This window comes from Pseudomonas sp. FFPRI_1 (assembly GCF_055384485.1).
The window spans coordinates 673,040-695,997 of sequence record NZ_AP029168.1 but is presented as its reverse complement, the minus strand read 5'-3'; the positions used below and the strand labels follow the sequence as shown (position 1 = coordinate 695,997).

Annotated in this window: 24 protein-coding genes and 1 tRNA gene; 12 read left to right on the top strand and 13 right to left on the bottom strand. The window is 63.8% G+C overall.

Translation table 11 applies throughout. The annotated features are described in order from the left end of the window. Nucleotides 1–33: 33 nt before the first annotated feature. Together grxC and ACZ5BO_RS03110 are read right to left on the bottom strand one after the other, a co-directional pair. Nucleotides 34–288: a glutaredoxin 3 gene (grxC, locus tag ACZ5BO_RS03115; protein ID WP_025128380.1), complete on the bottom strand. Its 255-nt coding sequence runs from the start codon at nucleotides 286–288 to the stop codon at nucleotides 34–36. After that, nucleotides 288–701 (bottom strand): rhodanese-like domain-containing protein, encoded by a 414-nt coding sequence (locus ACZ5BO_RS03110; RefSeq protein WP_025128381.1) that lies wholly within the window; start codon nucleotides 699–701, stop codon nucleotides 288–290. The genes grxC and ACZ5BO_RS03110 overlap by 1 nt, the downstream gene beginning before the upstream one ends. Nucleotides 702–864: 163 nt before the next feature. Between ACZ5BO_RS03110 and gpmI the strand changes: the two genes are divergently transcribed. The 5 genes from gpmI to ACZ5BO_RS03085 all read left to right on the top strand — a co-directional run bounded on the left by gpmI (nucleotide 865) and on the right by ACZ5BO_RS03085 (nucleotide 7,345). Continuing rightward, entirely contained in the window at nucleotides 865–2,400 is a 1,536-nt protein-coding gene (gene gpmI / locus ACZ5BO_RS03105) for a 2,3-bisphosphoglycerate-independent phosphoglycerate mutase (RefSeq protein ID WP_464698199.1), read from the top strand. A 260-nt stretch (nucleotides 2,401–2,660) separates the two neighbouring features. Next, a complete protein-coding gene (locus ACZ5BO_RS03100; RefSeq protein WP_025128383.1) occupies nucleotides 2,661–3,575 on the top strand; it encodes a DUF1460 domain-containing protein in 915 nt (304 codons plus the stop codon). 219 nt (nucleotides 3,576–3,794) lie between these two features. Then, on the top strand, nucleotides 3,795–5,081 hold the full coding sequence (locus ACZ5BO_RS03095) for a murein hydrolase activator EnvC family protein (RefSeq protein WP_025128384.1): 1,287 nt from the start codon (nucleotides 3,795–3,797) through the stop codon (nucleotides 5,079–5,081). A 31-nt stretch (nucleotides 5,082–5,112) separates the two neighbouring features. Further along, entirely contained in the window at nucleotides 5,113–6,423 is a 1,311-nt protein-coding gene (locus ACZ5BO_RS03090; protein ID WP_025128385.1) for a S41 family peptidase, read from the top strand. 115 nt (nucleotides 6,424–6,538) lie between these two features. Beyond that, nucleotides 6,539–7,345 (top strand): divergent polysaccharide deacetylase family protein, encoded by an 807-nt coding sequence (locus ACZ5BO_RS03085; protein ID WP_464698196.1) that lies wholly within the window; start codon nucleotides 6,539–6,541, stop codon nucleotides 7,343–7,345. 107 nt (nucleotides 7,346–7,452) lie between these two features. Here ACZ5BO_RS03085 and ACZ5BO_RS03080 read toward each other — a convergent pair whose 3' ends face one another. The 7 genes from ACZ5BO_RS03080 to ACZ5BO_RS03050 all read right to left on the bottom strand — a co-directional run bounded on the left by ACZ5BO_RS03080 (nucleotide 7,453) and on the right by ACZ5BO_RS03050 (nucleotide 13,340). Beyond that, nucleotides 7,453–8,208, bottom strand: coding sequence for a substrate-binding periplasmic protein (locus ACZ5BO_RS03080; protein ID WP_025128387.1), 756 nt, complete (start codon nucleotides 8,206–8,208; stop codon nucleotides 7,453–7,455). A 63-nt stretch (nucleotides 8,209–8,271) separates the two neighbouring features. Further along, nucleotides 8,272–9,042 (bottom strand): imidazole glycerol phosphate synthase subunit HisF, encoded by a 771-nt coding sequence (gene hisF, locus ACZ5BO_RS03075; protein ID WP_025128388.1) that lies wholly within the window; start codon nucleotides 9,040–9,042, stop codon nucleotides 8,272–8,274. 87 nt (nucleotides 9,043–9,129) lie between these two features. Next, nucleotides 9,130–9,879, bottom strand: a complete 750-nt coding sequence (gene hisA / locus ACZ5BO_RS03070) for a 1-(5-phosphoribosyl)-5-[(5-phosphoribosylamino)methylideneamino]imidazole-4-carboxamide isomerase (RefSeq protein ID WP_025128389.1) — start codon at nucleotides 9,877–9,879, stop codon at nucleotides 9,130–9,132. A 102-nt stretch (nucleotides 9,880–9,981) separates the two neighbouring features. Next, nucleotides 9,982–10,236 (bottom strand): DUF2164 domain-containing protein, encoded by a 255-nt coding sequence (locus ACZ5BO_RS03065; RefSeq protein ID WP_029978342.1) that lies wholly within the window; start codon nucleotides 10,234–10,236, stop codon nucleotides 9,982–9,984. Beyond that, a complete protein-coding gene (gene hisH, locus ACZ5BO_RS03060) occupies nucleotides 10,236–10,874 on the bottom strand; it encodes an imidazole glycerol phosphate synthase subunit HisH (RefSeq protein ID WP_025128391.1) in 639 nt (212 codons plus the stop codon). Before hisH ends, ACZ5BO_RS03065 begins: the two co-directional genes overlap by 1 nt. Next, nucleotides 10,874–11,467, bottom strand: a complete 594-nt coding sequence (hisB, locus tag ACZ5BO_RS03055; RefSeq protein ID WP_025128392.1) for an imidazoleglycerol-phosphate dehydratase HisB — start codon at nucleotides 11,465–11,467, stop codon at nucleotides 10,874–10,876. Before hisB ends, hisH begins: the two co-directional genes overlap by 1 nt. A gap of 211 nt (nucleotides 11,468–11,678) precedes the next feature. Continuing rightward, on the bottom strand, nucleotides 11,679–13,340 hold the full coding sequence (locus ACZ5BO_RS03050) for an OFA family MFS transporter (RefSeq protein WP_025128393.1): 1,662 nt from the start codon (nucleotides 13,338–13,340) through the stop codon (nucleotides 11,679–11,681). A gap of 386 nt (nucleotides 13,341–13,726) precedes the next feature. Here ACZ5BO_RS03050 and ACZ5BO_RS03045 point away from each other — a divergent pair, with 386 nt between their 5' ends. From ACZ5BO_RS03045 to ACZ5BO_RS03025, 5 genes are all read left to right on the top strand, one after another. After that, nucleotides 13,727–14,125, top strand: a complete 399-nt coding sequence (locus tag ACZ5BO_RS03045; RefSeq protein ID WP_464698192.1) for an acetyl-CoA sensor PanZ family protein — start codon at nucleotides 13,727–13,729, stop codon at nucleotides 14,123–14,125. An 81-nt stretch (nucleotides 14,126–14,206) separates the two neighbouring features. Further along, nucleotides 14,207–16,432, top strand: a complete 2,226-nt coding sequence (locus ACZ5BO_RS03040) for an AsmA family protein (RefSeq protein WP_025128396.1) — start codon at nucleotides 14,207–14,209, stop codon at nucleotides 16,430–16,432. After that, complete coding sequence (gene mutY, locus ACZ5BO_RS03035) at nucleotides 16,429–17,496, top strand: A/G-specific adenine glycosylase (RefSeq protein ID WP_464698190.1); 1,068 nt, start codon at nucleotides 16,429–16,431, stop codon at nucleotides 17,494–17,496. Before ACZ5BO_RS03040 ends, mutY begins: the two co-directional genes overlap by 4 nt. Further along, entirely contained in the window at nucleotides 17,493–17,765 is a 273-nt protein-coding gene (locus ACZ5BO_RS03030) for an oxidative damage protection protein (RefSeq protein WP_025128398.1), read from the top strand. The genes mutY and ACZ5BO_RS03030 overlap by 4 nt, the downstream gene beginning before the upstream one ends. Nucleotides 17,766–17,869: 104 nt before the next feature. Further along, nucleotides 17,870–17,945, top strand: a tRNA-Phe gene (locus tag ACZ5BO_RS03025). 192 nt (nucleotides 17,946–18,137) lie between these two features. On the opposite strand, the gene ACZ5BO_RS03020 is transcribed toward ACZ5BO_RS03025, so the two are convergent. After that, entirely contained in the window at nucleotides 18,138–18,749 is a 612-nt protein-coding gene (locus ACZ5BO_RS03020; protein WP_025128399.1) for a hypothetical protein, read from the bottom strand. Between the two features lie 180 nt (nucleotides 18,750–18,929). Continuing rightward, nucleotides 18,930–19,250 carry an isochorismate lyase gene (locus tag ACZ5BO_RS03015; RefSeq protein WP_464698187.1) on the bottom strand — a complete coding sequence of 107 codons (321 nt, stop codon included), beginning with the start codon at nucleotides 19,248–19,250 and terminating at the stop codon, nucleotides 18,930–18,932. Nucleotides 19,251–19,374: 124 nt separating this feature from the next. On the opposite strand from ACZ5BO_RS03015, the gene ACZ5BO_RS03010 reads away from it, so the two are divergent. After that, the gene (locus tag ACZ5BO_RS03010) at nucleotides 19,375–19,704 is read left to right on the top strand and encodes a hypothetical protein (protein ID WP_464698185.1); all 330 of its coding nucleotides are present in this window, start codon (nucleotides 19,375–19,377) and stop codon (nucleotides 19,702–19,704) included. A 48-nt stretch (nucleotides 19,705–19,752) separates the two neighbouring features. Then, on the top strand, nucleotides 19,753–20,730 hold the full coding sequence (locus ACZ5BO_RS03005) for an alpha/beta hydrolase family protein (protein ID WP_464698183.1): 978 nt from the start codon (nucleotides 19,753–19,755) through the stop codon (nucleotides 20,728–20,730). An 8-nt stretch (nucleotides 20,731–20,738) separates the two neighbouring features. On the opposite strand, the gene gltS is transcribed toward ACZ5BO_RS03005, so the two are convergent. After that, complete coding sequence (gltS, locus tag ACZ5BO_RS03000; protein ID WP_464698181.1) at nucleotides 20,739–21,947, bottom strand: sodium/glutamate symporter; 1,209 nt, start codon at nucleotides 21,945–21,947, stop codon at nucleotides 20,739–20,741. 57 nt (nucleotides 21,948–22,004) lie between these two features. Then, on the bottom strand, nucleotides 22,005–22,943 hold the full coding sequence (gene hutG / locus ACZ5BO_RS02995) for a formimidoylglutamase (protein WP_464698179.1): 939 nt from the start codon (nucleotides 22,941–22,943) through the stop codon (nucleotides 22,005–22,007). Nucleotides 22,944–22,958: the final 15 nt, after the last annotated feature.

The window sequence follows — 22,958 nt, the reverse complement described above, 5'->3', positions numbered from 1 at the left end:
TTCTTGATCTTTAGGTCTATAGGGTTAGGAGTTTCAGGCCGCCAGCAGCGCGTCGAGCTTGCCGGCGCGCTCCAGGGCAAACAAATCATCACAACCACCTACGTGGGTGGCACCGATCCAGATCTGCGGCACGGACGTGCGTCCGGCCTTCTGGGCCATATCGGCGCGCACCTGGGGCTTGCCATCGACCTTGATCTCTTCGAAGGCTACGCCTTTGCTCCCGAGCAGATGCTTAGCCCGCGAGCAGTAAGGGCAGTAATCACTGGAGTAGACGATGACCTTGGACATTACTTCACCAATGGCAGGTTGTCGGCTTTCCAGCTGGAGATACCACCGGACAGCTTGGCCGCGGTGAAGCCGGACTTCATCAGCTCGCGAGCGTGGGTGCCAGCGTGCTGGCCCTGGGCATCCACCAGGATGATGGTCTTGGCCTTGTGCTTCTCCAGTTCGCCGATGCGCGACATCAGCTTGTCCTGGGGAATGTTCAGCGCGCCGACGATATGCCCGGCCGCGAAGTCCTTGGACGGACGCAGGTCGATCACCACGCCCTGCTCACCATTGACCAGCGCGGTCAGTTCGCGGGTGCTGAGGCTGCGGCCGCCGCGGCTCAATTCATGGGCGATCAACAGGGCCAGCAGGATAGCGAAGGCACCGGCGAGCAAGTAGTGTTCAGTGACGAATTGAATCAGGTGAGCAACCATCTAGGAGGTTCCAGGGCGTTAAAATGTCGGCCAGTATACACAGCCCTCAGGGTCGGCCAAACCCCGCCCGGCGGTGACGCCACCGGAACTTCGCATTAAACTGCCACTCCCTTTTTCAACACCTCCTTTTCAACTCTTTCCTATCCAGCCACGAGTGGACGCCATGACTACCACGCCTAAACCTTTGGTCCTGATGATTCTGGATGGCTTCGGTCACAGCGAAAGCCACGAATCCAACGCCGTCTACGCAGCGAAGAAGCCAGTCCTGGACCGCTTGTGCGCCAGCATGCCCAACGGCCTGATCTCGGGCTCGGGCATGGACGTCGGCCTGCCGGACGGGCAGATGGGCAACTCCGAGGTCGGCCACATGAACCTCGGTGCCGGCCGCGTGGTGTACCAGGACTTCACCCGGGTGACCAAGGCCATCCGTGACGGCGAGTTCTTCGAGAACCCGACCATTTGCGCGGCCGTGGACAAGGCGGTGGATGCCGGCAAGGCGGTGCACATCCTCGGCCTGCTGTCCGACGGCGGCGTACACAGCCACCAGGACCACCTGATCGCCATGGCTGAACTGGCCTTCAAGCGCGGCGCCGAGAAGATCTACCTGCATGCCTTCCTCGATGGCCGCGACACCCCGCCGAAAAGCGCCCAGTCGTCCATCGAACTGCTGGATGAAACCTTCAAGACCCTGGGCAAGGGCCGCATCGCCAGCCTGATCGGCCGTTACTTCGCCATGGACCGCGACAACCGCTGGGACCGCGTGGCCCAGGCCTACAACCTGATCGTCGACGGCCAGGGCCAGTTCAACGCCGCCAGCGCCCAGGAAGGCCTGCAAGCCGCCTACGCACGTGAAGAGAGCGACGAATTCGTCAAGGCCACCACCATCGGCGAGCCGGTCAAGGTCGAGGACGGCGACGCCGTGGTGTTCATGAACTTCCGCGCCGACCGTGCCCGCGAACTGACCCGGGTCTTCGTCGAGAACGACTTCAAGGACTTCGAACGTGCGCGTCAGCCAAAGCTGGCCGGCTTCGTCATGCTCACCCAGTACGCCGCCAGCATCCCCGCCCCCTCGGCCTTTGCCCCGGGCAGCCTGGAAAACGTGCTGGGCGACTACCTGGCGAAAAACGGCAAGACCCAGCTGCGCATCGCCGAGACCGAGAAGTACGCCCACGTCACCTTCTTCTTCTCCGGCGGCCGTGAAGAGCCGTTCCCAGGGGAAGAGCGCATCCTGATCCCGTCGCCGAAAGTCGCCACCTACGACCTGCAGCCGGAAATGAGCGCCCCGGAAGTCACCGACAAGATCGTCGATGCCATCGAGCACCAGCGCTATGACGTGATCATCGTCAACTACGCCAACGGCGACATGGTTGGCCACAGCGGGGTGTTCGACGCGGCGGTCAAGGCCGTGGAATGCCTGGACCTGTGCGTCGGCCGCATTGTCGACGCCCTGGAGAAGGTGGGCGGCGAAGCGCTGATCACCGCCGACCACGGCAACGTCGAGCAGATGTCCGACGAGTCCACCGGCCAGGCCCACACCGCCCACACCACCGAACCGGTGCCCTTCATCTATGTCGGCAAGCGTCCGCTGAAGGTCCGCGAGGGCGGAGTCCTGGCGGACGTGGCGCCGACCATGCTCAAGCTGCTGGGCCTTGCTCAGCCCGCAGAGATGACCGGCAAGTCGATACTGCTGGACGCTTGAGGCAGGCCAACGCCTGCGCCCCCTGGCAACGCCCGATACCTGGTATCGGGCGTTTTTGCATCGGGCCTGCCTGGAAAGCGGCCAGGCCAGCCCCGAGCACGATTCAACCAGCGACGACCAAACCTGCCATCGCCCTGCAAAACGAGGGCAGCCGGCAATTTCTCCAGCCGATGGGCGAATTCAGGTAGCGCAATCTTTGCTATCGCTTTATAAATGCAAACAATTATCAATTGGAGCCACTGGCGCACAAGGGAAAGCGAATGAACAAGACCGCCATGATTTTTTTAGCATCCGTCCTGGCAGGTTGCGCACACCCTGGTCACGTCGAATCCAAAACCCAGGCTGACGCGGTTGCACCCCAGGCCCGGCTGCCCCAAGTAGCAATGGATGCCTACACCTCCGAGAAACTGGGCAAGCTGCTTGAGATCCGCCACCAGGCGGGCTCCGCCCCCACAGGCCAGCTCAACGAGCGGATCTCGCGGGAATTCATGCACACGCCTTATGCCGCGGGCCGGCTGGAAGGTTCGGCAACCACGGCCGAAAAACTGGTGGTCGACTTCAGGGGCCTGGATTGCTTCACCTACCTGGACTACGTCGAGGCGGTGCGCAAGTCCACCGACCGGGACAGCTTCATCCACAACCTGATCCAGACCCGCTACCAGGACACAGAGGTGAACTTCGTCAAGCGCCGGCACTTCTTCACCGACTGGGCCCATGCCGGACACCCGCTGACCGACGACCTGACCGCGCAACTGAGCAGCGACTCGGTGACCGTGACGAAACACCTCAACCAGCAGGCCAACGGAAACCTGTACCTGCCGGGCCTGCCCCTGGTCGAACGCGAGATTACCTACATACCCAGCACCTCGATCGACGAGCAACTGCTCAGCCGCCTGCAGACCGGCGACTACATCGGTATCTACACCGACCTTCCGGGCCTGGACGTGACCCATACCGGGCTCTTTGTCAGGACCGCCGCAGGCCCGGTGCTGCGCAATGCCTCGTCCAAGAAAATGCAGCGCCAGGTCATGGACGCACCTTTCATGGAGTACGTGCAGCACATCCCGGGCATCGTGGTGCTGCGCACCCGACAGGACGACCAGGCACCGGGACAACCGGCGGCCGCGCAAAATGAAGCGCCGGCAGCCCCGGACCCGGCCCCTGTTCAGGGTTGATGGCCGACGGCGCTCAGCCACTGCGCGCTCCAGCAATGGGCCGCACTCCATCACCGCCTGGGGCGGCAATCGCCCGCCCCCTGATAGCAAAAGGCCCAATAACCGCCCGGAAACGGCTTTTTATGACGAACGCCTCAAAGCAGTTGGCTTTGAGGCGTTTTTTTTGCAGCGATGGGCGGGCATACTAGACCGTCCCTTTCCCTGGTGTCGCCCGCCTCTATGCTTCGCGCCCTGATTACCCTTGCCCTGATCTGCCTGCTCCAACCGGCTTTCGCCGATGAGCGCGCGCAAACCCAACAACAGTTGGACGCCACGCGTCAGGACATTGCCGAGCTGAAAAAGCTCCTGGGCAAACTGCAGGAAGAAAAGTCCGGCGTGCAGAAAGAACTGCGCGGCACCGAGACCGAGATGGGCAAGCTGGAGAAACAGGTCGAAGCCCTGCAAAAAGAGCTGAAGAAAAGCGAATCCGAGCTGCAGCGACTCGATGAGGAGAAAAAAAAACTCCAGAGCGCGCGCACTGAACAGCAACGACTGATCGCCATCCAGGCCCGCGCCGCCTACCAGAACGGCCGCCAGGAATACCTCAAGCTGCTGCTCAACCAGCAGAATCCGGAAAAATTCGCCCGTACCCTGACCTATTACGACTACCTGAGCCAGGCGCGCCTGGAGCAGTTGAAGAACTTCAACGAGACCCTGCGCCAACTGGCCAATGTGGAAAAAGACATTTCCCTGCAGCAGGCCCAGTTGCTGGTGCAGAAAAGCAGCCTCGACACCCAGCGTGAAGAACTCGACAAGGTGCGCAAGGAGCGTCAGCTGGCCCTGGCCAAGCTCAACAACGACGTGAAGGCCCGGGACGACAAGCTCAAGGCCCGCGAGCAGGACCAGGCCGACCTGGGCAAGGTGCTGAAAACCATTGAAGAAACCCTGGCACGCCAGGCCCGCGAGGCAGAGGAAGCGCGTCAAAAAGCGCTGATTGCCCAGCAGGAAGCCGAAAAAAAGCGCTTGCGTGAGGCCCAGGCCGACGCCAGCGATGCACCGCGCAAGCCGGCCAGATCAACCCCTGGCGCCCTGGTTTCCAGCAGCGGCCCGTCCTTTGGCGGCGCTTTTGCTTCGTCCCGGGGAAAACTTCCATGGCCCGTTGATGGTCGATTGCTGGCACGCTTTGGTGAAACCCGTGGCGACGACTCCCGCTCCAAGTGGGATGGCGTGATGATCAGCGCCGCCGCCGGCAGCCAGGTGCACGCCGTGCACGGTGGCCGGGTGGTGTTCGCCGACTGGTTGCGGGGCGCCGGCCTGCTGGTGATCCTCGATCACGGCAACGGCTACCTGAGCCTTTACGGGCACAACCAGACGCTGCTCAAGGAAGCCGGTGATGTGGTCAAGGCCGGAGAGTCCATCTCCACTGTGGGTAATAGTGGCGGACAGGACACTCCTGCGCTGTACTTTGCAATTCGTCAGCAGGGCCGCCCCAGCGACCCGGCACAGTGGTGCCACGCGCAAGGATAAGCGTCGCATCTAAATTAGGAGTTCGTTCGACATGCTGCATTTGTCCCGCCTTACCTCGCTGGCCCTGACGATCGCCCTGGTGATCGGAGCGCCTCTGGCGTTTGCCGCCGAAACCGCTCAATCAGCCACCGCCGCGACCACCAAGGCACCTTTGCCGCTGGAAGAACTGCGCACCTTTGCCGAAGTCATGGACCGCATCAAGGCCGCCTATGTGGAGCCTGTGGACGACAAGACCCTGCTGGAGAACGCCATCAAGGGCATGCTCAGCAACCTCGATCCGCACTCGGCCTACCTGGGCCCTGAGGACTTTGCCGAGCTGCAGGAAAGCACCAGCGGCGAGTTCGGCGGCCTGGGCATCGAAGTTGGCGCCGAAGACGGCTTCATCAAGGTGGTCTCGCCGATCGACGACACTCCTGCATCCAAGGCCGGGATCCAGGCCGGCGACCTGATCGTCAAGATCAACGGCCAGCCGACCCGCGGCCAGACCATGACCGAAGCCGTGGACAAGATGCGCGGCAAGATCGGCCAGAAGATCACCCTGACCCTGGTGCGCGACGGCGGCACGCCGTTCGACGTGACCCTGGCCCGCGCCACCATCCAGGTGAAAAGCGTGAAGAGCCAGCTGCTGGAGTCGGGCTACGGCTACATCCGCATCACCCAGTTCCAGGTCAAGACCGGCGAGGAAGTCTCCAAGGCCCTGGCCAAGCTGCGCAAGGACAACGGCAAGAAGCTCAACGGCATCATCCTCGACCTGCGCAACAACCCGGGCGGCGTGCTGCAGGCCGCCGTGGAAGTGGTCGACCACTTCATCACCAAGGGCCTGATCGTCTACACCAAGGGCCGCATCGCCAACTCCGAGCTGCGCTTCTCTGCCACCGGCAAGGACGAAAGCGAGGCCGTGCCGATGGTGGTGCTGATCAACGGTGGCAGCGCCTCGGCTTCGGAAATCGTCGCCGGCGCCCTGCAGGATCAGAAACGCGCGGTGCTGATGGGCACCACCAGCTTCGGCAAGGGCTCGGTACAGACCGTGCTGCCGCTGAACAACGACCGGGCGCTGAAGATCACCACCGCGCTGTACTTCACCCCCAACGGCCGTTCGATCCAGGCCCAGGGCATCGTCCCGGACATCGAGGTGCGCCGCGCCAAGATTACCAGCGAATCCCAGGACGGCGAGTACTTCAAGGAAGCCGACCTCCAGGGTCACCTGGGCAACGGCAACGGCGGTGCCGACAAGCCAAGCAGCTCGGCGAGCAAGGCCAAGCCGATGCCCCAGGATGACGACTACCAGCTGGCCCAGGCGCTGAGCCTGCTCAAGGGGTTGAGCATCACCCGCGGCAAATGATTGAACCCTTTGCCGGCAAGCCGGCTCCTACAGGAGCCGGCTTGTGTAGGAGCTGGCTCGCCAGCGAAGCGCCCGCCAGGGCGCCCATCCCCCTAAAGGCCTGATCCCGATCCCGATGATTTCCCGCTGCTCCCCCCTGTTCCGCTCACTCCGGGCCCCGCTGCTCAGCCTGCTGTGTCTCTTGCCCCTTGCGAGCCAAGCCGCCGAACCCACAGCCGCGGCCCCCAAGGCCTACCTGAGCCTGATCATCGACGACCTCGGGCAGAATTTGCCCCGGGACCGCCGCGTACTGGCCCTGCCCGGCCCGGTGACCACGGCCATCATGCCCGACACCCCCCACGCCGCCGAGTTCGCCCGGGAAGCCCATCGCGCTGGCAAGATCGTCATCCTGCACATGCCCATGGACCCGGCCACCGGGCCTTTCGCCTGGCACCCGGAGTTGCCCATCGAAGAGCTGCACAAACGCCTGGATGCCGCCTTCCAGGCCGTGCCCTACACCAGCGGCATCAACAACCACATGGGCAGCCGCATGACCGCTCAAGGTCCGGCCATGGCCTGGCTGATGAGTGAGTTGCAGCGCCGGCACAAGTTCTTCGTCGACAGCCGCACCAGCGCGCAGACCGTGGCCGCCGCCGAGGCACAGAAGATCGGCCTGGCCAGTGTGTCCCGGGACGTGTTCCTGGATGACGAGCGCACCGAAACGGCGATTGCCCAGCAACTGCTGACCGCGATCAAGCTGGCCCACAAACAGGGTACGGCGGTGATGATCGGCCATCCCTACCCGCAGACCCTGGCAGTGCTTGAACGCGAACTGCCCAAGCTCAAGGCCCAGGGCATCGAGTGGATCGATATCAAGTCAATGATCAGCCTGCGCAGCAACCAGGCCACAGCGGCTCACGGCAAGAACGGCAAGTACAGATAGGGCAAGCCTCAAGCCTCAAGCCTCAAGCCTCAAGCTGCAAGCTGCAAGCAAAGCGCCGCCGACCGGCTGTTACTTGTAGCTTGCCGCTTGCAACTTGCCGCTGATCTCTAGAGATAGCGCCCCATGATTTCTTCTACCAGTCCTTCCTTGCGCATCGCGTCGAGGGCGGCCTGGAGCCTGGCCACGACCTCGTCGGGCACGTCCTTGTTCAGGGCCAGGTACAACTGGGCACTGTTGAAGCGCAGCACGGTCTTGAGGCCGCTGACACCTTCCTGCTTGGCCAGGTAGCGTCCCGCCGGGTCACCGGTGGCCCACAGGTCGATCTGCCCCGATACCAGCTTCTTCGCATTGTCCTGGTCACGCAGCACCACCTGGGGCGCCAGGCCCTGCTTAGTCAGGGTTTCAGCGATGGCATCGCCCTTGTAGGCGCCGATCTTGTATTGGCGCGCCTGCTCCAGGGATTCGAGGCTGATCTTGCTGCCCGCCTTGGCCAGCATGATCCAGTCATCCGGGCCGATGGGGCCGACCCACTTGAAGAGCTTTTCCCGGTCCGGCAGCCGCGCCATGACGAACACGCCGTAGCCCGGCTGTTCCAGGGCCAGTTTGTAGATGCGCTCCCAGGGGAAGCGCAGGGTCAGGCTGTAGTTGACCTCGGCCCGCTTGAACATTTCGCGGACGATGTCCACCGCGATGCCGTCGATGTTCTCGTCCTGGGCGAAGTTCTTGCCGTTCTTGGCCATGTTGTAGGGGGGGAAGTTTTCCGTCAGCAGCACCAGGGAGGTGCCGGCGGTTTCAGCAGCGCGGGCTAGGCCGCCAAGAAGGAGCGAGACGCTGGCGACAACCACAAGAAGACGCTTGAACATAACGGGCTACCTGAATCCATGGCGTGCTCAAGAGTGCCGTGAGCCCGCCATGCTGTCCAGTGGCTATCGCACAACGATCCCGCGCTGGGCCATGTAGGCCTTGGCCTCGGGTACCGTGTATTCACCGAAGTGGAAAATGCTCGCCGCCAGCACTGCGCTGGCGTGGCCTTCAATGATGCCGTCGGCCAGATGCTGGAGGTTGCCGACACCGCCGGAGGCGATCACCGGAATGCCCAGGGCATCGCTGATGGCCCGGGTCACCCCGAGGTCGAAGCCGTTCTTCATGCCGTCCTGGTCCATGCTGGTGAGCAGGATCTCACCGGCACCCAGGCCTTCCATTTTCTTTGCCCATTGCACCGCATCAAGGCCGGTAGGCTTGCGCCCGCCGTGGGTGAAGATTTCCCAGCGCGGGGTTTCGCCCGGGCCGGAGACCTTCTTCGCGTCGATGGCGACCACGATGCACTGGGAGCCGAAATGCTGCGCGGCCTCACCGACAAACTCCGGGTTGAACACCGCGGCGGTGTTGATCGAGACCTTGTCCGCGCCGGCGTTGAGCAGGTTGCGAATGTCCTGCACGGTGCGTACGCCACCGCCCACGGTCAGCGGGATGAACACCTGGCTGGCCATGCGCTCGACGGTATGCAGCGTGGTGTCACGGCCGTCGACGCTGGCGGTGATGTCGAGGAAAGTGATCTCGTCGGCACCCTGTTCATCGTAGCGACGGGCAATTTCCACCGGGTCGCCGGCATCGCGAATGTTCTCGAACTTGACGCCCTTGACCACCCGGCCGTTGTCCACGTCCAGGCAAGGGATGATGCGTTTGGCTAACGCCATAGACTTAATCTCCGATTAAGAAGCGACAAGCTTCAAGCGACAAGCAAGAGCGGATAGCAGCCACGCGTCCCACTTGCCGCCTGCCGCTTATGCCTTGCTGCTGGCCGCGTAGCCATCACAAAAAGCCTGGGCTTCTGCCACATCCAGGGTGCCCTCATAAATCGCCCGGCCGGTGATGGCGCCGATGATTCCTGGCGCCTTGGCGTCCAGCAGGGTCTTGATGTCGCCCAGGTTGTGGATGCCGCCGGAGGCGATCACCGGAATCCTGGTCGCACCCGCCAGGGCTGCGGTGAAGGGCACGTTGCAGCCCTGCATCATGCCGTCTTTGGCGATGTCGGTATAAACGATGGCGGACACGCCGTCGGCTTCAAACTGCTTGGCCAGATCGATGACCTGCACGGTGCTGATCTCGGCCCAGCCGTCGGTGGCGACGAAACCGTCCTTGGCGTCCAGGCCGACAATCACCTTGCCCGGGAATGCACGGCAGGCTTGAGCGACGAACTGCGGATCCTTCACCGCCTTGGTGCCGATGATCACGTAGCTGACACCGGCCTTGACGTAGTGCTCGATGGTTTCCAGGGAACGGATGCCGCCACCGATCTGGATGGGCAGGTTCGGGTAGCGCTTGGCGATCGCGGTAACCACTTCGCCATTGACCGGCTGACCTTCGAAGGCGCCATTGAGGTCCACCAGGTGCAGACGACGGCAACCGCCTTCGACCCACTTGGCAGCCATGCTCACCGGGTCATCGGAGAACACCGTGGAGTCTTCCATGCGGCCCTGGCGCAGACGCACACAAGCACCGTCTTTGAGATCGATAGCGGGAATAATCAGCATGCTTTTTCCTTCGTCAAAAGAGCTGCAAGCTGCAAGCGGTTAGCTGCAAGCAGGCACGTGTTTCTACTTCTTGCAGCTTGCAGCTTGAAGCTTGCCGCTGCCCTAGTTCTTTTCGAGCGCCCAGAGGTCGCTTTCGATGCTCTCGAAGCGCTCCTTCAGGTGCGTCTGCACATCGAAAATCGCTCTGTTGTAATAGTGCGGAGCAATTTCCCGGGTAAACAGCTCAAGAATCTCGGCGGCCTCGAACGAACCCAGGTCGAGCTCGAAGCGATCCTCCATGAACCGCTTGATCTTGTGATTGGCCTCGCTCTCCTGTTCGGGAGTGAGGGTCAGGATCGGCGGTTTTTTCTTGGCCATTACCAGCGACCGTCCCAGGCAGCAAAGTTCTGCAGCAACTGCAGGCCATGGGTGTGGCTCTTTTCCGGGTGGAACTGCACGGCAAAGCGCGAGCCCTCGGCCAGCGCCGCGGCGAAATCCACGCCGTAGTGACCGCCACCCACCACCTGCCGGGCATTGCCGGCGTTGATGTAGTAGCTGTGCACGAAGTAGAAACGCGCCAGGTCCGGGATGCTGTGCCACAGCGGATGGTCCACCGCCTGCTTCACCTCGTTCCAGCCCATGTGCGGCACCTTGAGGTGCTCGCCGTCTTCATGCAGGCCCTTGCCGAAGAACTTCACCTGGCCGGGAAACAGGCCGATGCAGTCGACGCCGTCGTTCTCTTCGCTGTGCTCCAGCAGGGCTTGCATGCCCACGCAGATCCCCAGGAAGGGACGGTCCTGGCTGACTTCACGCACCAGGGCATCAAACCCCAGGCGGCGGATTTCAGCCATGCAGTCGCGGATCGCGCCCACCCCGGGAAACACCACCCGGTCGGCTTCGCGAATCACCGCCGCGTCGCTGGTGATCAGTACCTTGCCGGCCCCTACGTGTTCCAGGGCCTTGGCTACCGAGTGCAGGTTGCCCATGCCGTAGTCGATGACGGCGACGGTCTGCATTACAGCACGCCCTTGGTCGACGGCATCTGGCCGGCCATGCGCTCGTCCAGTTCCACCGCCATGCGCAGTGCACGACCGAAGGCCTTGAACACGGTCTCGATCTGGTGGTGGGTGTTGGTGCCGCGCAGGGTGTCGATGTGCAGGCTGACCAGCGCATGGTTGACGAAGCCCTGGAAGAATTCCTGGAACAGGTCGACGTCAAAGCCACCCACGGTGGCGCGGGTGAACGGCACGTGCATCTGCAGGCCGGGGCGGCCGGAGAAGTCGATCACCACGCGGGACAAGGCTTCATCGAGCGGCACGTAGGCGTGGCCATAGCGGCGGATGCCCTTCTTGTCGCCGATGGCCTTGGCGAACGCCTGGCCCAGGGTGATACCGACATCCTCCACGGTGTGGTGGTCGTCGATATGCAGGTCGCCCTTGCTCTCGATATCCAGGTCGATCAGCCCGTGTCGGGCGATCTGGTCCAGCATATGCTCAAGGAAGGGAACGCCGATATCGAATCGGGCCTTTCCGGTGCCATCCAGGTTGATCGAGGCTTTGATCTGGGTCTCCAGAGTGTCGCGCTCGACAGATGCCTTACGTTCGGCCATCACCAGCTCCGCAAAATCATTGGGCGAAAAAGGCGAATAGTATAGGCCCGCAGGCGGCCAAACAGAAACATGACGGACAATCTCCTGACCGGCGCGAACCAATGGCTGCGGGGCTGTACCTGTCATGACAAGCCAGCGGGAAGCTGCGCCGGCAGCCCCAGAAAGCAGAACAGGGCGCAAGCGCCCTGTTCCTCCAGCATCCAACCACGGCCTAGTGGAACAGCACCGCGGTCTTTTGCAGGGTGACCCACACGCCCCAGGCCAGGGGAATGCCCACGGCCAGCCAGGCGGCGATCACCACCGGCAGGCTCGCCGACGAGGCCTTCCACTCCAGGACGACACTGCTGTCAGCCCCCTTGTCGTGGCCCATCGCCTGTTCGGCGGCCAGTTGCTCGTCGGTCATGAAGTACTTGTCGGCCACCGGGCGCACCAGCAGGTTGCACAGGAAGCCCAGCACCAGCAGGCCGGCGAGGATGTACAGGGTGATGTCGTAGGCCGCGGCGCGCTCGACGCCGATGCTCAGCTGGTACTCGCGAAGGTAGTTCACCAGCACCGGCCCCAGCACCCCGGCCGCAGCCCAGGCCGTCAGCAGGCGACCGTGGATCGCACCGACCATCTGCGTGCCGAACAGATCCGCCAGGTAGGCCGGCACTGTGGCGAAACCACCGCCGTACATCGACAGGATGATGCAGAACGCCGCCACGAACAGGGCGATGTTGCCCAGGTGGCCAAGGTTCGGAATCAGCGCGTACAGGGCAAAGCCCAGGGCGAAGAACACGAAGTAGGTGTTCTTGCGGCCCAGGTAGTCGGAGAACGATGCCCAGAAGAAGCGCCCGCCGATGTTGAACAGGCTCAGCAGGCCGGTGAAGCCCGCAGCGATGGCGGCGATCGACGCCAGTTGCCCGGCGTCCAGTTGGCCGAAGGCCAGGTCGTTGCCCAGCAGTTTGCCGCCAAACACTTCCTGCAGCAGCGGCGAAGCCATGCCGAGAATGCCGATACCCGCCGAAACGTTGAGGCACAGCACCAGCCACACCAGGCGGAACTGCGGGGTCTTCCACGCCACATTCACGTGCACATGGCGGTGAGTGATCATCGCATTGGCGGCCTTTTTCGCCGGAGCGCTCCAGCCTTCAGGCTTCCAGCCGGTAGGCGGGACCCGATAGGTCAACGCACCGCCGATCATGAACACGAAGTAGATCGCGGCCATCACCAGGAAGCTCTGCCATACGCCTACGCTGGTGGGGGTCGCAAAGTGGCCCATCAGGGCCGCCGCCAGCGGCGCACCGACCATGGCACCGCCGCCAAACCCCATGATCGCCATGCCGGTGGCCATGCCGCGCTTGTCCGGGAACCACTTGATCAGGGTCGACACCGGGGAGATGTAGCCCAGGCCCAGGCCGATACCGCCGATCACCCCGGAGCCGATCCACATCAGCCAGATCTGGTGGGTATAGACCCCCAGCGCGGAGATCAGCAGGCCGCCGCACCAGCACAGTGCCGACACCACACCGGCCTTGCGCGGGCCGGCATGTTCCAGCCAGCCGCCCCAGATCGCCGCCGAGCAGCCGAGGAAGATGAAGAACAGGGTGTAGATCCAGCCGAGCATGGAGATCGGCCAGTCACACTGGGATGAAAAGACCTGGGCGATAAACCCCATGTCCGGCGCGCAGGCCACAGGCGCGCTGATGCCAAGGGCCTTGGACAGTGGCAGCCAGAACACCGAGAAGCCGTAGGCCATGCCGATGCACAGGTGAATGGCCAGGGCGGCCGGTGGTACCAGCCAGCGGTTGAAACCGGGCTTGGCGATGATGCGTTCTTTGGACAAGAACGCTGGCTGAGCAGACGGACTGGCCGCCGCGTTGCTAGTGCTCATGGATGTTTCCCCCAATTATTAGAATTGTTCATCGGCCACTCCCCTACGACGACCTTGGCACGCAGGCGCGGTCGTTCTATTGAGTAAAGCTCCCTTGCGAGCAGACGCGACATTAAGTCGCAGAAGGACGGACGAACCGCGAGAGGTTACCATTTGCGCCCGGCTAAAAAACCAGACTGACATCAGCTTTTTTTACAGCGACTGCTCCAGCGCCGCGGCCGGCCAGGAAGCACGCCCCGGAACGCCGGCCAACCAGGCAGGAGCAAAGTCCTTGCCACCGATAACCACGCGAGCCCTTGGTTGACCGCGACCTGGGCCCAAGCCTCCCTTCTTGCTGGCAAGCCGGCAAACGGCCCCGCCCCTTCCTTCTTCCACCAGGAGGCCCCATGACCATCGTTGTCGAACCCCTGCAGAACGCCAGCTACCAGGATCAGCAGGACCTGCAGAAAATCTACCAGGACGCCCCGCACTGGCTGCTCGCGCCCCATGGCGATGCCTTGCAACTGATCGAGCACGGCCTGCTGGGCGGCGAGCTGGTCGTCGCTCGCCTCAACGAGCGACTGCTGGGGGCAGCGCGCCTGCAACGGCACTCGGGCGGCTGGCACCTGTCCCAACTCTGTGTGCGCAAGATCACCCGGCGTCGCGGCATCGCCGAGCGCCTGGTGCGCGAGGTGCAAAAAATTGCCCTGGCACAAGGCGCCACCCTGCATCTGCTGGCCCCCACCGGAGACCCGCAAGCCCGGGCCCTGGCGGCAAAACTGCAGCTGGCGTTGAAAAATCTGTAAGCGCATTGGGTGACCAGTCGCCAGGTTCAGGGCGCTATACTCCCCGGCTAAATTTTGAATTCGACATACAAGGACTCGCCCATGAAAGCGTTCGGCAAAATCCTGGGTCTGGTAATTCTCGGGCTGTTGCTGATCATCGTGGCTCTGGGCTTTGCCCTGACCCACCTGTTTGATCCCAACGACTACAAAGACGAGATTCGCCAGATTGCCCGCGACAAGGCCCACATCGAGCTGACGCTCAATGGCGACATCGGCTGGAGCCTGTTCCCCTGGCTTGGCCTGGAACTGCATGACGCCGGGGTCGCGACCCTGGCCAACCCGACCCAGCCTTTCGCCGACCTGCAGATGCTTGGACTGTCGGTCCGCGTGTTGCCCCTGCTGCGCCGTGAAGTGCAGATGAGCGACGTCCGGGTCGAGGGCCTGAACCTGCGTCTGAACCGCGACAAGGACGGCCACGGCAACTGGCAGGACATCGGCAAGGCAGCCCCTGCCGACAAGCAGGCCGAGATCCCCGCCACCAGTACCGCCGAAACCGGCCAGGCCACCCCAGCCCCGGAAAAACCCGCGCAGCCGATCCGCCTGGACATCGACAGCCTGACGGTGAACAACGCCCGGATCGAATACAACGATGAGCAGACCGGCAAGCAATTCACCGCCGAAAGCATCCAGTTGAGCACCGGCCCGATCCACGAAGCCACCAACACCCCGGTCAAGCTCACCGCCTTCCTGGCCAGCAGCCAGCCAGCGGTGCGCGTGCGCACCGAACTCAATGGCGAGCTGCGCTTCGACCGCGCGCTGCAGCGCTACCAGTTCGAAGACATGCGCCTGTCCGGCGAAGTGGCCGGCGATCCGCTGCAAGGCAAGACCGTCACCTTCGCCGCCCAGGGCCAGTTGCTGCTGGACCAGGCTGCCAACGTCGGCCAATGGACCGGCCTCAAGGTCTCCCTCAACCAGCTGCGCGCCCTGGGCGAGCTGAAGGTCAATGACCTGGACAAGACCCCGCAGATCAGCGGTGGCCTGTCCATCGCCCAGTTCGACCTGGCGAAGTTCGTCGACAGTATCGGCCAGACCCTGCCAGCCATGGCCGAAGGCAGCCTGAGCAAGGTCGAGCTGGTCAGCCGCCTACAGGGCACGCCCACCAGCCTGGCCCTGGAAGACCTTAACCTGAAGCTCGACGACAGCACCTTCAGCGGCCGCCTGGCCGTCGAGGACTTCGACAAGCAGTCCCTGCGCGTCCAGCTCAAGGGCGACACCTTCAATGTCGACCGCTACCTGCCACCTAAATCCGCCGAGGCCAACAGCGCCGCCAGCGCGCGCAAGGCCGAAGTGCAAAGCAGCGAAGCCGACGCCATGGCCGGGGCCGGCACCACACCGCTGCCCAACGCCCCGACCAAGGGCGCCTGGAGCACCGACCGGCTGCTGCCAGTGGAGCGCCTGAGCAAGCTCGATGTCGATGCCGACCTGAGCTTCGGCCAACTGACCCTGGACCAACTACCGATCCACAACGCCGCCCTCAAGGCCAGCGGCCAGGGCGGCCTGCTGAAACTCTCCAGCCTGCGCGGTGAGCTGTACAACGGCAGCTTCGACGCCAGCGGCAACCTGGACCTGCGCCCCAGCACCCCGCAATTGAGCCTGCAGACCAAGATCACCCGGGTGCCCGTGGAGCGCATCCTCGAAAGCCAGGGGCAGAAGCCTCCGGTCAAGGGCCTGGTGACGCTCAACAGCAACCTGAGCGGCAGCGGCAACAGCCAGAAGGCACTGATCGACAGCCTCAACGGCACGGCCAGTTTCGTCATCAACAATGGCGTACTGCTCAATGCCAACCTGGAACAGCAACTGTGCCAGGGCATCGCCGTGCTCAACCGCAAGAACCTGGGCAGCACACCCCGTGGCAAGGACACCCCGTTCCAGGAGCTCAAGGGCAACCTGACCTTGCGCAACGGCGTAGCCAGCAACCCGGACCTGAAAGTGCGCATCCCCGGCATGACCGTCAACGGCAATGGCGACCTCGACCTGCGGGTGCTGGGCATGGACTACCGGGTCGGCATCATCGTCGAGGGCGACCTGAGCGCCAACCCGGACCCGGCCTGCCAGGTGGGCGAACGCTTCAAGGGCATCGAGCTGCCGCTGCGCTGCCGGGGCCCGCTGGAGCTCGGGGCCAAGGCCTGCCGCCTGGACAAGGACGGCCTGGGCCAGGTCGCGGCCAAGCTGGCCGGCGACCGCCTCAAGGACAAGATCGACGAGAAGCTCGGTGACAAGGTCAGCCCGGAACTGAAGAACGCACTCAAGGGGCTGTTCAAGCGATGAGAGCCGAGGCATTTGCACCGGCGGTGCTGGACTGGTACGACCGCCATGGCCGCCACGACCTGCCCTGGCAACAGGGCATCAACCCGTATCGGGTGTGGGTCTCGGAGATCATGCTGCAGCAGACCCAGGTCAGCACCGTGCTCAACTACTTCGACCGTTTCATGGCCTCCCTGCCCACGGTGCAGGCCCTGGCCGAAGCCCCGGAAGATGAAGTACTGCACCTGTGGACCGGCCTGGGCTACTACACCCGGGCGCGCAACCTGCAGAAGACCGCGAAGATCGTCATGGCCGAATACGGCGGTGAGTTTCCCCGGGACGTGGAGCAGCTCACCGAGCTGCCGGGCATCGGCCTGTCCACCGCCGGCGCCATCGCCAGCATCAGCATGGGCCTGCGGGCACCGATCCTCGACGGCAACGTCAAGCGCGTGCTGGCGCGCTTCACCGCCCAGGAGGGCTACCCGGGCGAGCCCAAGGTGGCCAAGCAGTTGTGGGCCGCCGCCGAGCGCTTCACCCCCCACAGCCGGGTCAACCACTACACCCAGGCGATGATGGACCTGGGGGCCACCCTCTGTACCCGCAGCAAGCCCAGTTGCCTGCTGTGCCCCCTGGAGCGCGGCTGCGAAGCCCACATGCTCGGCCTGGAAACCCGCTACCCGATTCCCAAGCCGCGCAAGGAAGTCCCGCAGAAGCGCACCCTGATGCCGATGCTGGCCAACCGCGATGGCGCCATCCTGCTGTATCGACGGCCCTCCAGCGGCCTCTGGGGCGGCTTGTGGAGCCTGCCGGAACTGGATGACCTGGACGATATCCAGCACCTGGCCCTGCAGCATTCCCTGGAACTGGGCCAGCAGCAGGAGATGCCCGGGCTGGTCCACACCTTCAGCCACTTCCAACTGGCCATCGAGCCCTGGCTGATCCGGGTCGAAGAGTCGGCGCTGCACGTCGCCGAGGCCGACTGGCTCTGGTATAACCTCGCCACCCCGCCGCGCCTGGGCCTTGCCGCCCCGGTGAAGAAGCTGCTCAAGCGCGCGGCCGAAGTCTTGAATGCAGGAGAGTTGTCATGACCCGCACCGTAATGTGCCGCAAGTACCAAGAACAACTGCCAGGTTTGGAACGCCCTCCGTACCCCGGCGCCAAGGGCCAGGATATTTTCGAACATGTCTCGGCCAAGGCCTGGGCCGACTGGCAGAAACACCAGACCCTGCTGATCAACGAAAAGCGCCTGAACATGATGAACGCCGAGGACCGCAAATTCCTCCAGGCGGAAATGGACAAGTACTTCTCCGGCGAGGAATACGCCAAGGCCGAAGGCTACGTGCCGCCAGCGGAGTAAACCCGCGGAAAATCGGGGTCGGGCCGTAAGCGGCGGTAATAATTAAACTTTTTTTCAAAACTTGCTTGACGCCCCCCCGAAAAACCCGTTTAATGCGCCCCGTTGCCCAGATAGCTCAGTCGGTAGAGCAGGGGATTGAAAATCCCCGTGTCGGCGGTTCGATTCCGTCTCTGGGCACCACCTTCAGTTTTCAGGTGGTGTTCTACACCACGTGAAAGCAACCAAAAAACCCGCCTAGTGCGGGTTTTTTGTTGCCTGTAATTCAGGCCCATCCTCCAGCCATTACCCCCCACCACGCAGATCCGGCACCGCAGCCCTGGCGATCCGCAACCGCTCGATCTGGTTGACGTTGCGCAATGGCGCTCAGACGGGTTACGAGCTGGACGGCACCGGGTAATGCCTGGTCGGCGGCACGACAATGTGTGCCGCCGCGGGCAACCGCTGAAGACGCTCGAGCACCGCACGCAGCGCGCCCAGACTGCCCTGGGTACTGATGTGGATGCTTGTCGGCCCGGCGAAGACCTGCTGGCTCTCGACAAGATAGGTGCGGTACTGCACCTGCCCTCGCCAACCGAGATCGATGGACTGATCCAGGGTCGCCACACGGGAAATGTCGGCAAAGGGAATGAAGTACTGATAAACGCTGCCCGGGGCTTGCCGTGTGCCGCACACCAGGTGCAGGCCGTGGGCATCGAACCAGGCATCGGCACGAGCCGGCGGGTACAGCCGTCCGGCGATCCCCAGGACCATCAGCGGCACAAACAGGATCAAGGCGCCAAAGCCAAGCGCCAGCGCCTGGTTGCCCAGCGCCACCGCGCCAAGCAAGCCTGCAACCAGCAGCACCCAGCCATAGCGCAACACCCGAAAGGGCTTCCTCTCGGGCGTGGCCAGGGTCGCCAGCTCCACGCCGTCAGCCCACAGGCTGAGGTGGGTGGCAAACAGTTGGATGCGCCCATTGTCAGCAGTTGGCTGGTACTCAGGCATGGGGGGAATCGACCGCTGGAAAAGGGACGGCCATAGTACTAGACAGCCTCCATCATCTGGCCATGAAAGCCGCGCCTCATGCTCATCGCAGCGAGCCGTCCGCTGGAACTGTTCCTGCTCGACCCAACCTCCGGTTGTGCGCGGCAAACGCCTGGACGGCGACAGCCCAGCCTCACCAGCTCAGGCTGATGGCTGGGCGGCCTGCCAATGGCGCAGCTCCTGCTCGATGAAGTGCTTGACCAGGTCGCTGTACATTTTCTCGATGGCGTCCGGATTCAAGCCTTCAACCCGCGCCCACTCGCGGCGGGTAGCGAGCATGGCGTTGAAACGCTCCTCGGCACGCACCGAAGCCGCCGAGGTCTTGAACTTCGAAGCCGCCAGCACGTACTGGAAGCGCGCGCCCAGCAAGGCAATGACGGCCCGATCCAGGGCATCGATTTCCCGGCGGATATCGTCCATGCCCTGGCATTGCTCCGGGCTCATTTGATTCTTCACTTCCATGCTCAAGGCTCCATCGACCAATAGGGACACCCGGACCCAACCGGGCCCGGATTATTCCCATGGGCCCGCCTGGGAGTAAAGTTGCAGGCACCGCGCCCCTGATGCCGCAAAGGACCTGCCTGCCGTGAGCCAGAAGAAGACCCGAGTCCCCCAGCCCCACCCCAAGCGCGAAACAACCCGCAGTGGAGCCTGGCTGTTCCTGCTGATCGGCTGCGTGCTGCTGGCGCTCACCGGGTTGCTGGGCTGGACACTGATCAGCGCACTGATCGACGGCCAGATCGTCACCAGCAACCGCGCCGGCCCGAAGCTCGCCTACAGCCAGGCGCTGCAGCCCACCAAGTTCTACTTCGAGCTGCTCTGGCAAGGCACCTCCACCCTGCTGCTGGGAGCACTGGCAGTTGCCGCGCTGTGGATCGGCCGGGTATTAATGAACGCACAAAAAAACCGTCGCTGAGCGCGGTCGCGGCCCCGCCCCGCTCCAGCCACCCAGGAACAACCGCCCATGTCCCTGCTGCCCCCAACCGACCTGCCAGCCACCCGCCCTGCCGTCATCGAACCTGTGAGCGGCCCCAGTGAAACCTTCAGTGAGCCTGCGCAGGACGGCGTGATGCTGGGCGGCTTTACCTGGCGCCATGCCCAGCCGGACCCTGGCCGTGCCGTGGTGATCATCAATGCCGCCACCTCGGTGCGCTGCCGCTATTACTTTCGCTTTGCCGACTATCTGTTCGCCCATGGCTTCGATGTCATGACCTACGACTACCGCGGCATCGGCGAATCGCGCCCAGCCTCGCTCAAGGGCTTCAAGGCTTCCTGGTCGGACTGGGGCACGCTGGATTACGAGGCCATCCTCAAGCGCGCTCAGCGCGAGTTTCCCGGCCAGCCAATCGATGTGGTCGGCCACAGCTTTGGCGGCTGCGCAGTGGGCCTTGGCGCCTCTTCGGGGGTGGTCCGGCGGGTGGTGACCATGGGCGCGCAGTTCGCCTACTGGCGCGACTACGCCCCGAAGCTGCGCTGGCGCATGCTCGGCAAGTGGCACCTGCTGATGCCCCTGCTGACCTGGTTCTACGGCTACTTTCCCGGCAAGCGCCTGGGCTGGATGGAAGACACCCCGGCCGGAGTGGTCAGTGACTGGTGCACTCCGCACTCGCGCTACGAGGGCCGCCCCAGTGGCAGAACCCTCCAGGGCCACGAGGACTCACTGCCGTTCAGTCGAGTCACGGCGCCAATGCTGGCCATCAGCGTCAGCGACGACCCCTTCGGCACCATCCCGGCCATCGAACGCCTGCTGGGCTACTACCGCAACAGCCCATGCACTCACCTGCGCATCGACCCTGCAGACATCGGCGAAACCGAGATCGGCCATTTCGCCTTCTTCCACAGCCGCTTCCAGACCCGGCTCTGGCCCCTGGCCCTGGCCTGGCTGCGCCACGGCGAGCTGGATCGCCAGAGCCCCGGGCGCCAGGTGCCACGCCCTCGCTGAACCTGGATTCAGGCAAAGGCGTTGATGAACCAGGTGATGATCGGGATCGCCACGATGTCGATCAGCACCGCACCACACAGCGGCACGATGATGAAGGCCTTGTAGGAAAACACTTTGTAGTGGTCGCAGATCGCTCCCATGTTGGCCACCGCATTGGGCGTCGCGCCCAGGCCATGGCCCATGAACCCGGCACACAGCACCGCGGCGTCGTAGTTACCGCCGAACAGGCGAAACAGCACGAACACGCAGAGCAGGACCATGATCAGCACCTGCACCACCAGGATCACCAGCAACGGCAGCCCCAGTTGCTCCAGCTCCCAGAACTTCAGGCTCATCATGGCCATGGTCAGGAACACTCCCAGGCACACATCGCCCACGGTGCTCACGGCGCTGTCGGGAATCTCGACGACCTGGGCGCGGTCATTGAGGTTGCGCAGGATGATCGCCACGAACATCGCGCCGACATAGCTGGGCAGGACAATCCCCAGGTGCTGATTGAGGGCGCTGCCCATCCAGAAGCCCAGCACCATGATCACCAGGATGCAGGTCAGCAGGCGCAACAGCGTCGGCGCATCCAGCGGAGCGACCGGCGTGCTCGCAGCGCTTTCCAGGTGCTGCAGGCTGCTGACCTGGTCGGCCTGGATCACCAGCTTGTTGCGCTCGATCAACCAGCGCGCCAAGGGACTGCCCAGCAGGCCGCCAGCCACCATGCCGAAGGTTGCCGCTGCCAGCGCCGCGGTGGTGGCGCCGACCGCACCGAGGTTCTCGGCGATGGGACCAAAGGCCGCGGCAGCACCGAAACCGCCTTCCAGGGACACCGCCCCGGCCATGATGCCCAGCAGCGGATCAATGCCCAGCGCCTTGGCCGTGCCGACCCCTACCAGGTTCTGCAGCAGCGCCAGGGACCAGCAGGCCCCCAGGTAGACGAACAGGATCTTGCCGCCCCGGCGCAGCAGGCCGAGGCTGCCGCCCAGGCCGACCGTGGTGAAGAAGGCCACCATCAAGGGCGTCTGGATCGCCGTGTCGAGCTTGATGGCCAGCAGTTGCTGGTCCCGCAGCAACCAGACGATCAGGGCAAAGCCGAAACCACCGATCACCGGTGACGGCACACAGAGCTGGGTCAGCCAGCGACTGCGTTTTTTCAGCTGCGCGCCCACCCCCAGCAGGATCAGGGCCAGCGCCAGCGTGGTCAGCGCGTCCAGTTCAAAAGTCAGCATGCTTGGTATCTCTTCTTCTTGTCGTTGGGGTGTCGGTCAGCGGGGTTCTGTGCCCCGTCAGTGAATCAGGCTGGCCAGCAGGCGCGCGGCCACGCGAGCCGTACGCTGGTCGTGATCCAGCCCGGGATTGAGTTCGGCAATATCGGCGACCCGCAGCTTACCGCTGGCCTGGGCGCGCCGGGCCAGGTGTTCGACCACCTGGACATCGACGCCGTGGGCCGACGGGGCACTGACCCCGGGAGCCTGGCTGGCGGGCAGTACGTCCAGGCACAAGGTCATGTAGAGCACATCGATACCGTCGAGAAACCCATCGAGGAAGGCCTCGATCGCCGGCATGTTCCAGCCCTGCATCTGGCGGTCCAGCAGGTAGCGCACCTTGAGCTGCCGTGCCTGGTCGAACAACGCCTGGGTATTGCTCAGCTCACTGACCCCCAGGCAGCAATAGTTGAAGGGCAGGTCCGCCGCCTGGCAGTACTCGGCGATCTGCCGGAACGGGGTTCCCGAACTGCTCTGGGCTGCATGGCGCAGGTCGAAGTGCGCATCGAAATTGAGAATCCCGATCCGCGGACGAAGCGCCTGGCGCTCCAGGTGCCGGGCCAGGCCGCTGAAACTGGCGAACGCGATTTCATGGCCGCCACCGAGCCCCAGAGGCAGATGCCCTTGATCCAGCAACTGGCTGAGGCGCTGGGCGTAATCCCGCTGCGCCGCTTCCAGCTCGGTGCCCTGGCAGCTCACATCACCGGCATCGTACAAGCCGCAGCTGCCGTGCCAGGCCAGGTTGGCCAGGGCCACGCGCAGGGCCTCAGGCCCCTGGCGGGCACCACGGCGCCCCTGGTTGCGCTTGACCCCTTCATCACAGGCCAGCCCTAGCAAGGCGACACCGGCGGCCTGCCCGGGCGCCTCGGGCTGCACCCATTGGTGCCAGCGCCGCGCAGCAGCGCCTTCGGCCAGGTCGGTGCGGCCCTGCCACAGGTGCATGGGAATGTGGATCGTCATCGGGTTGCTCCAGTC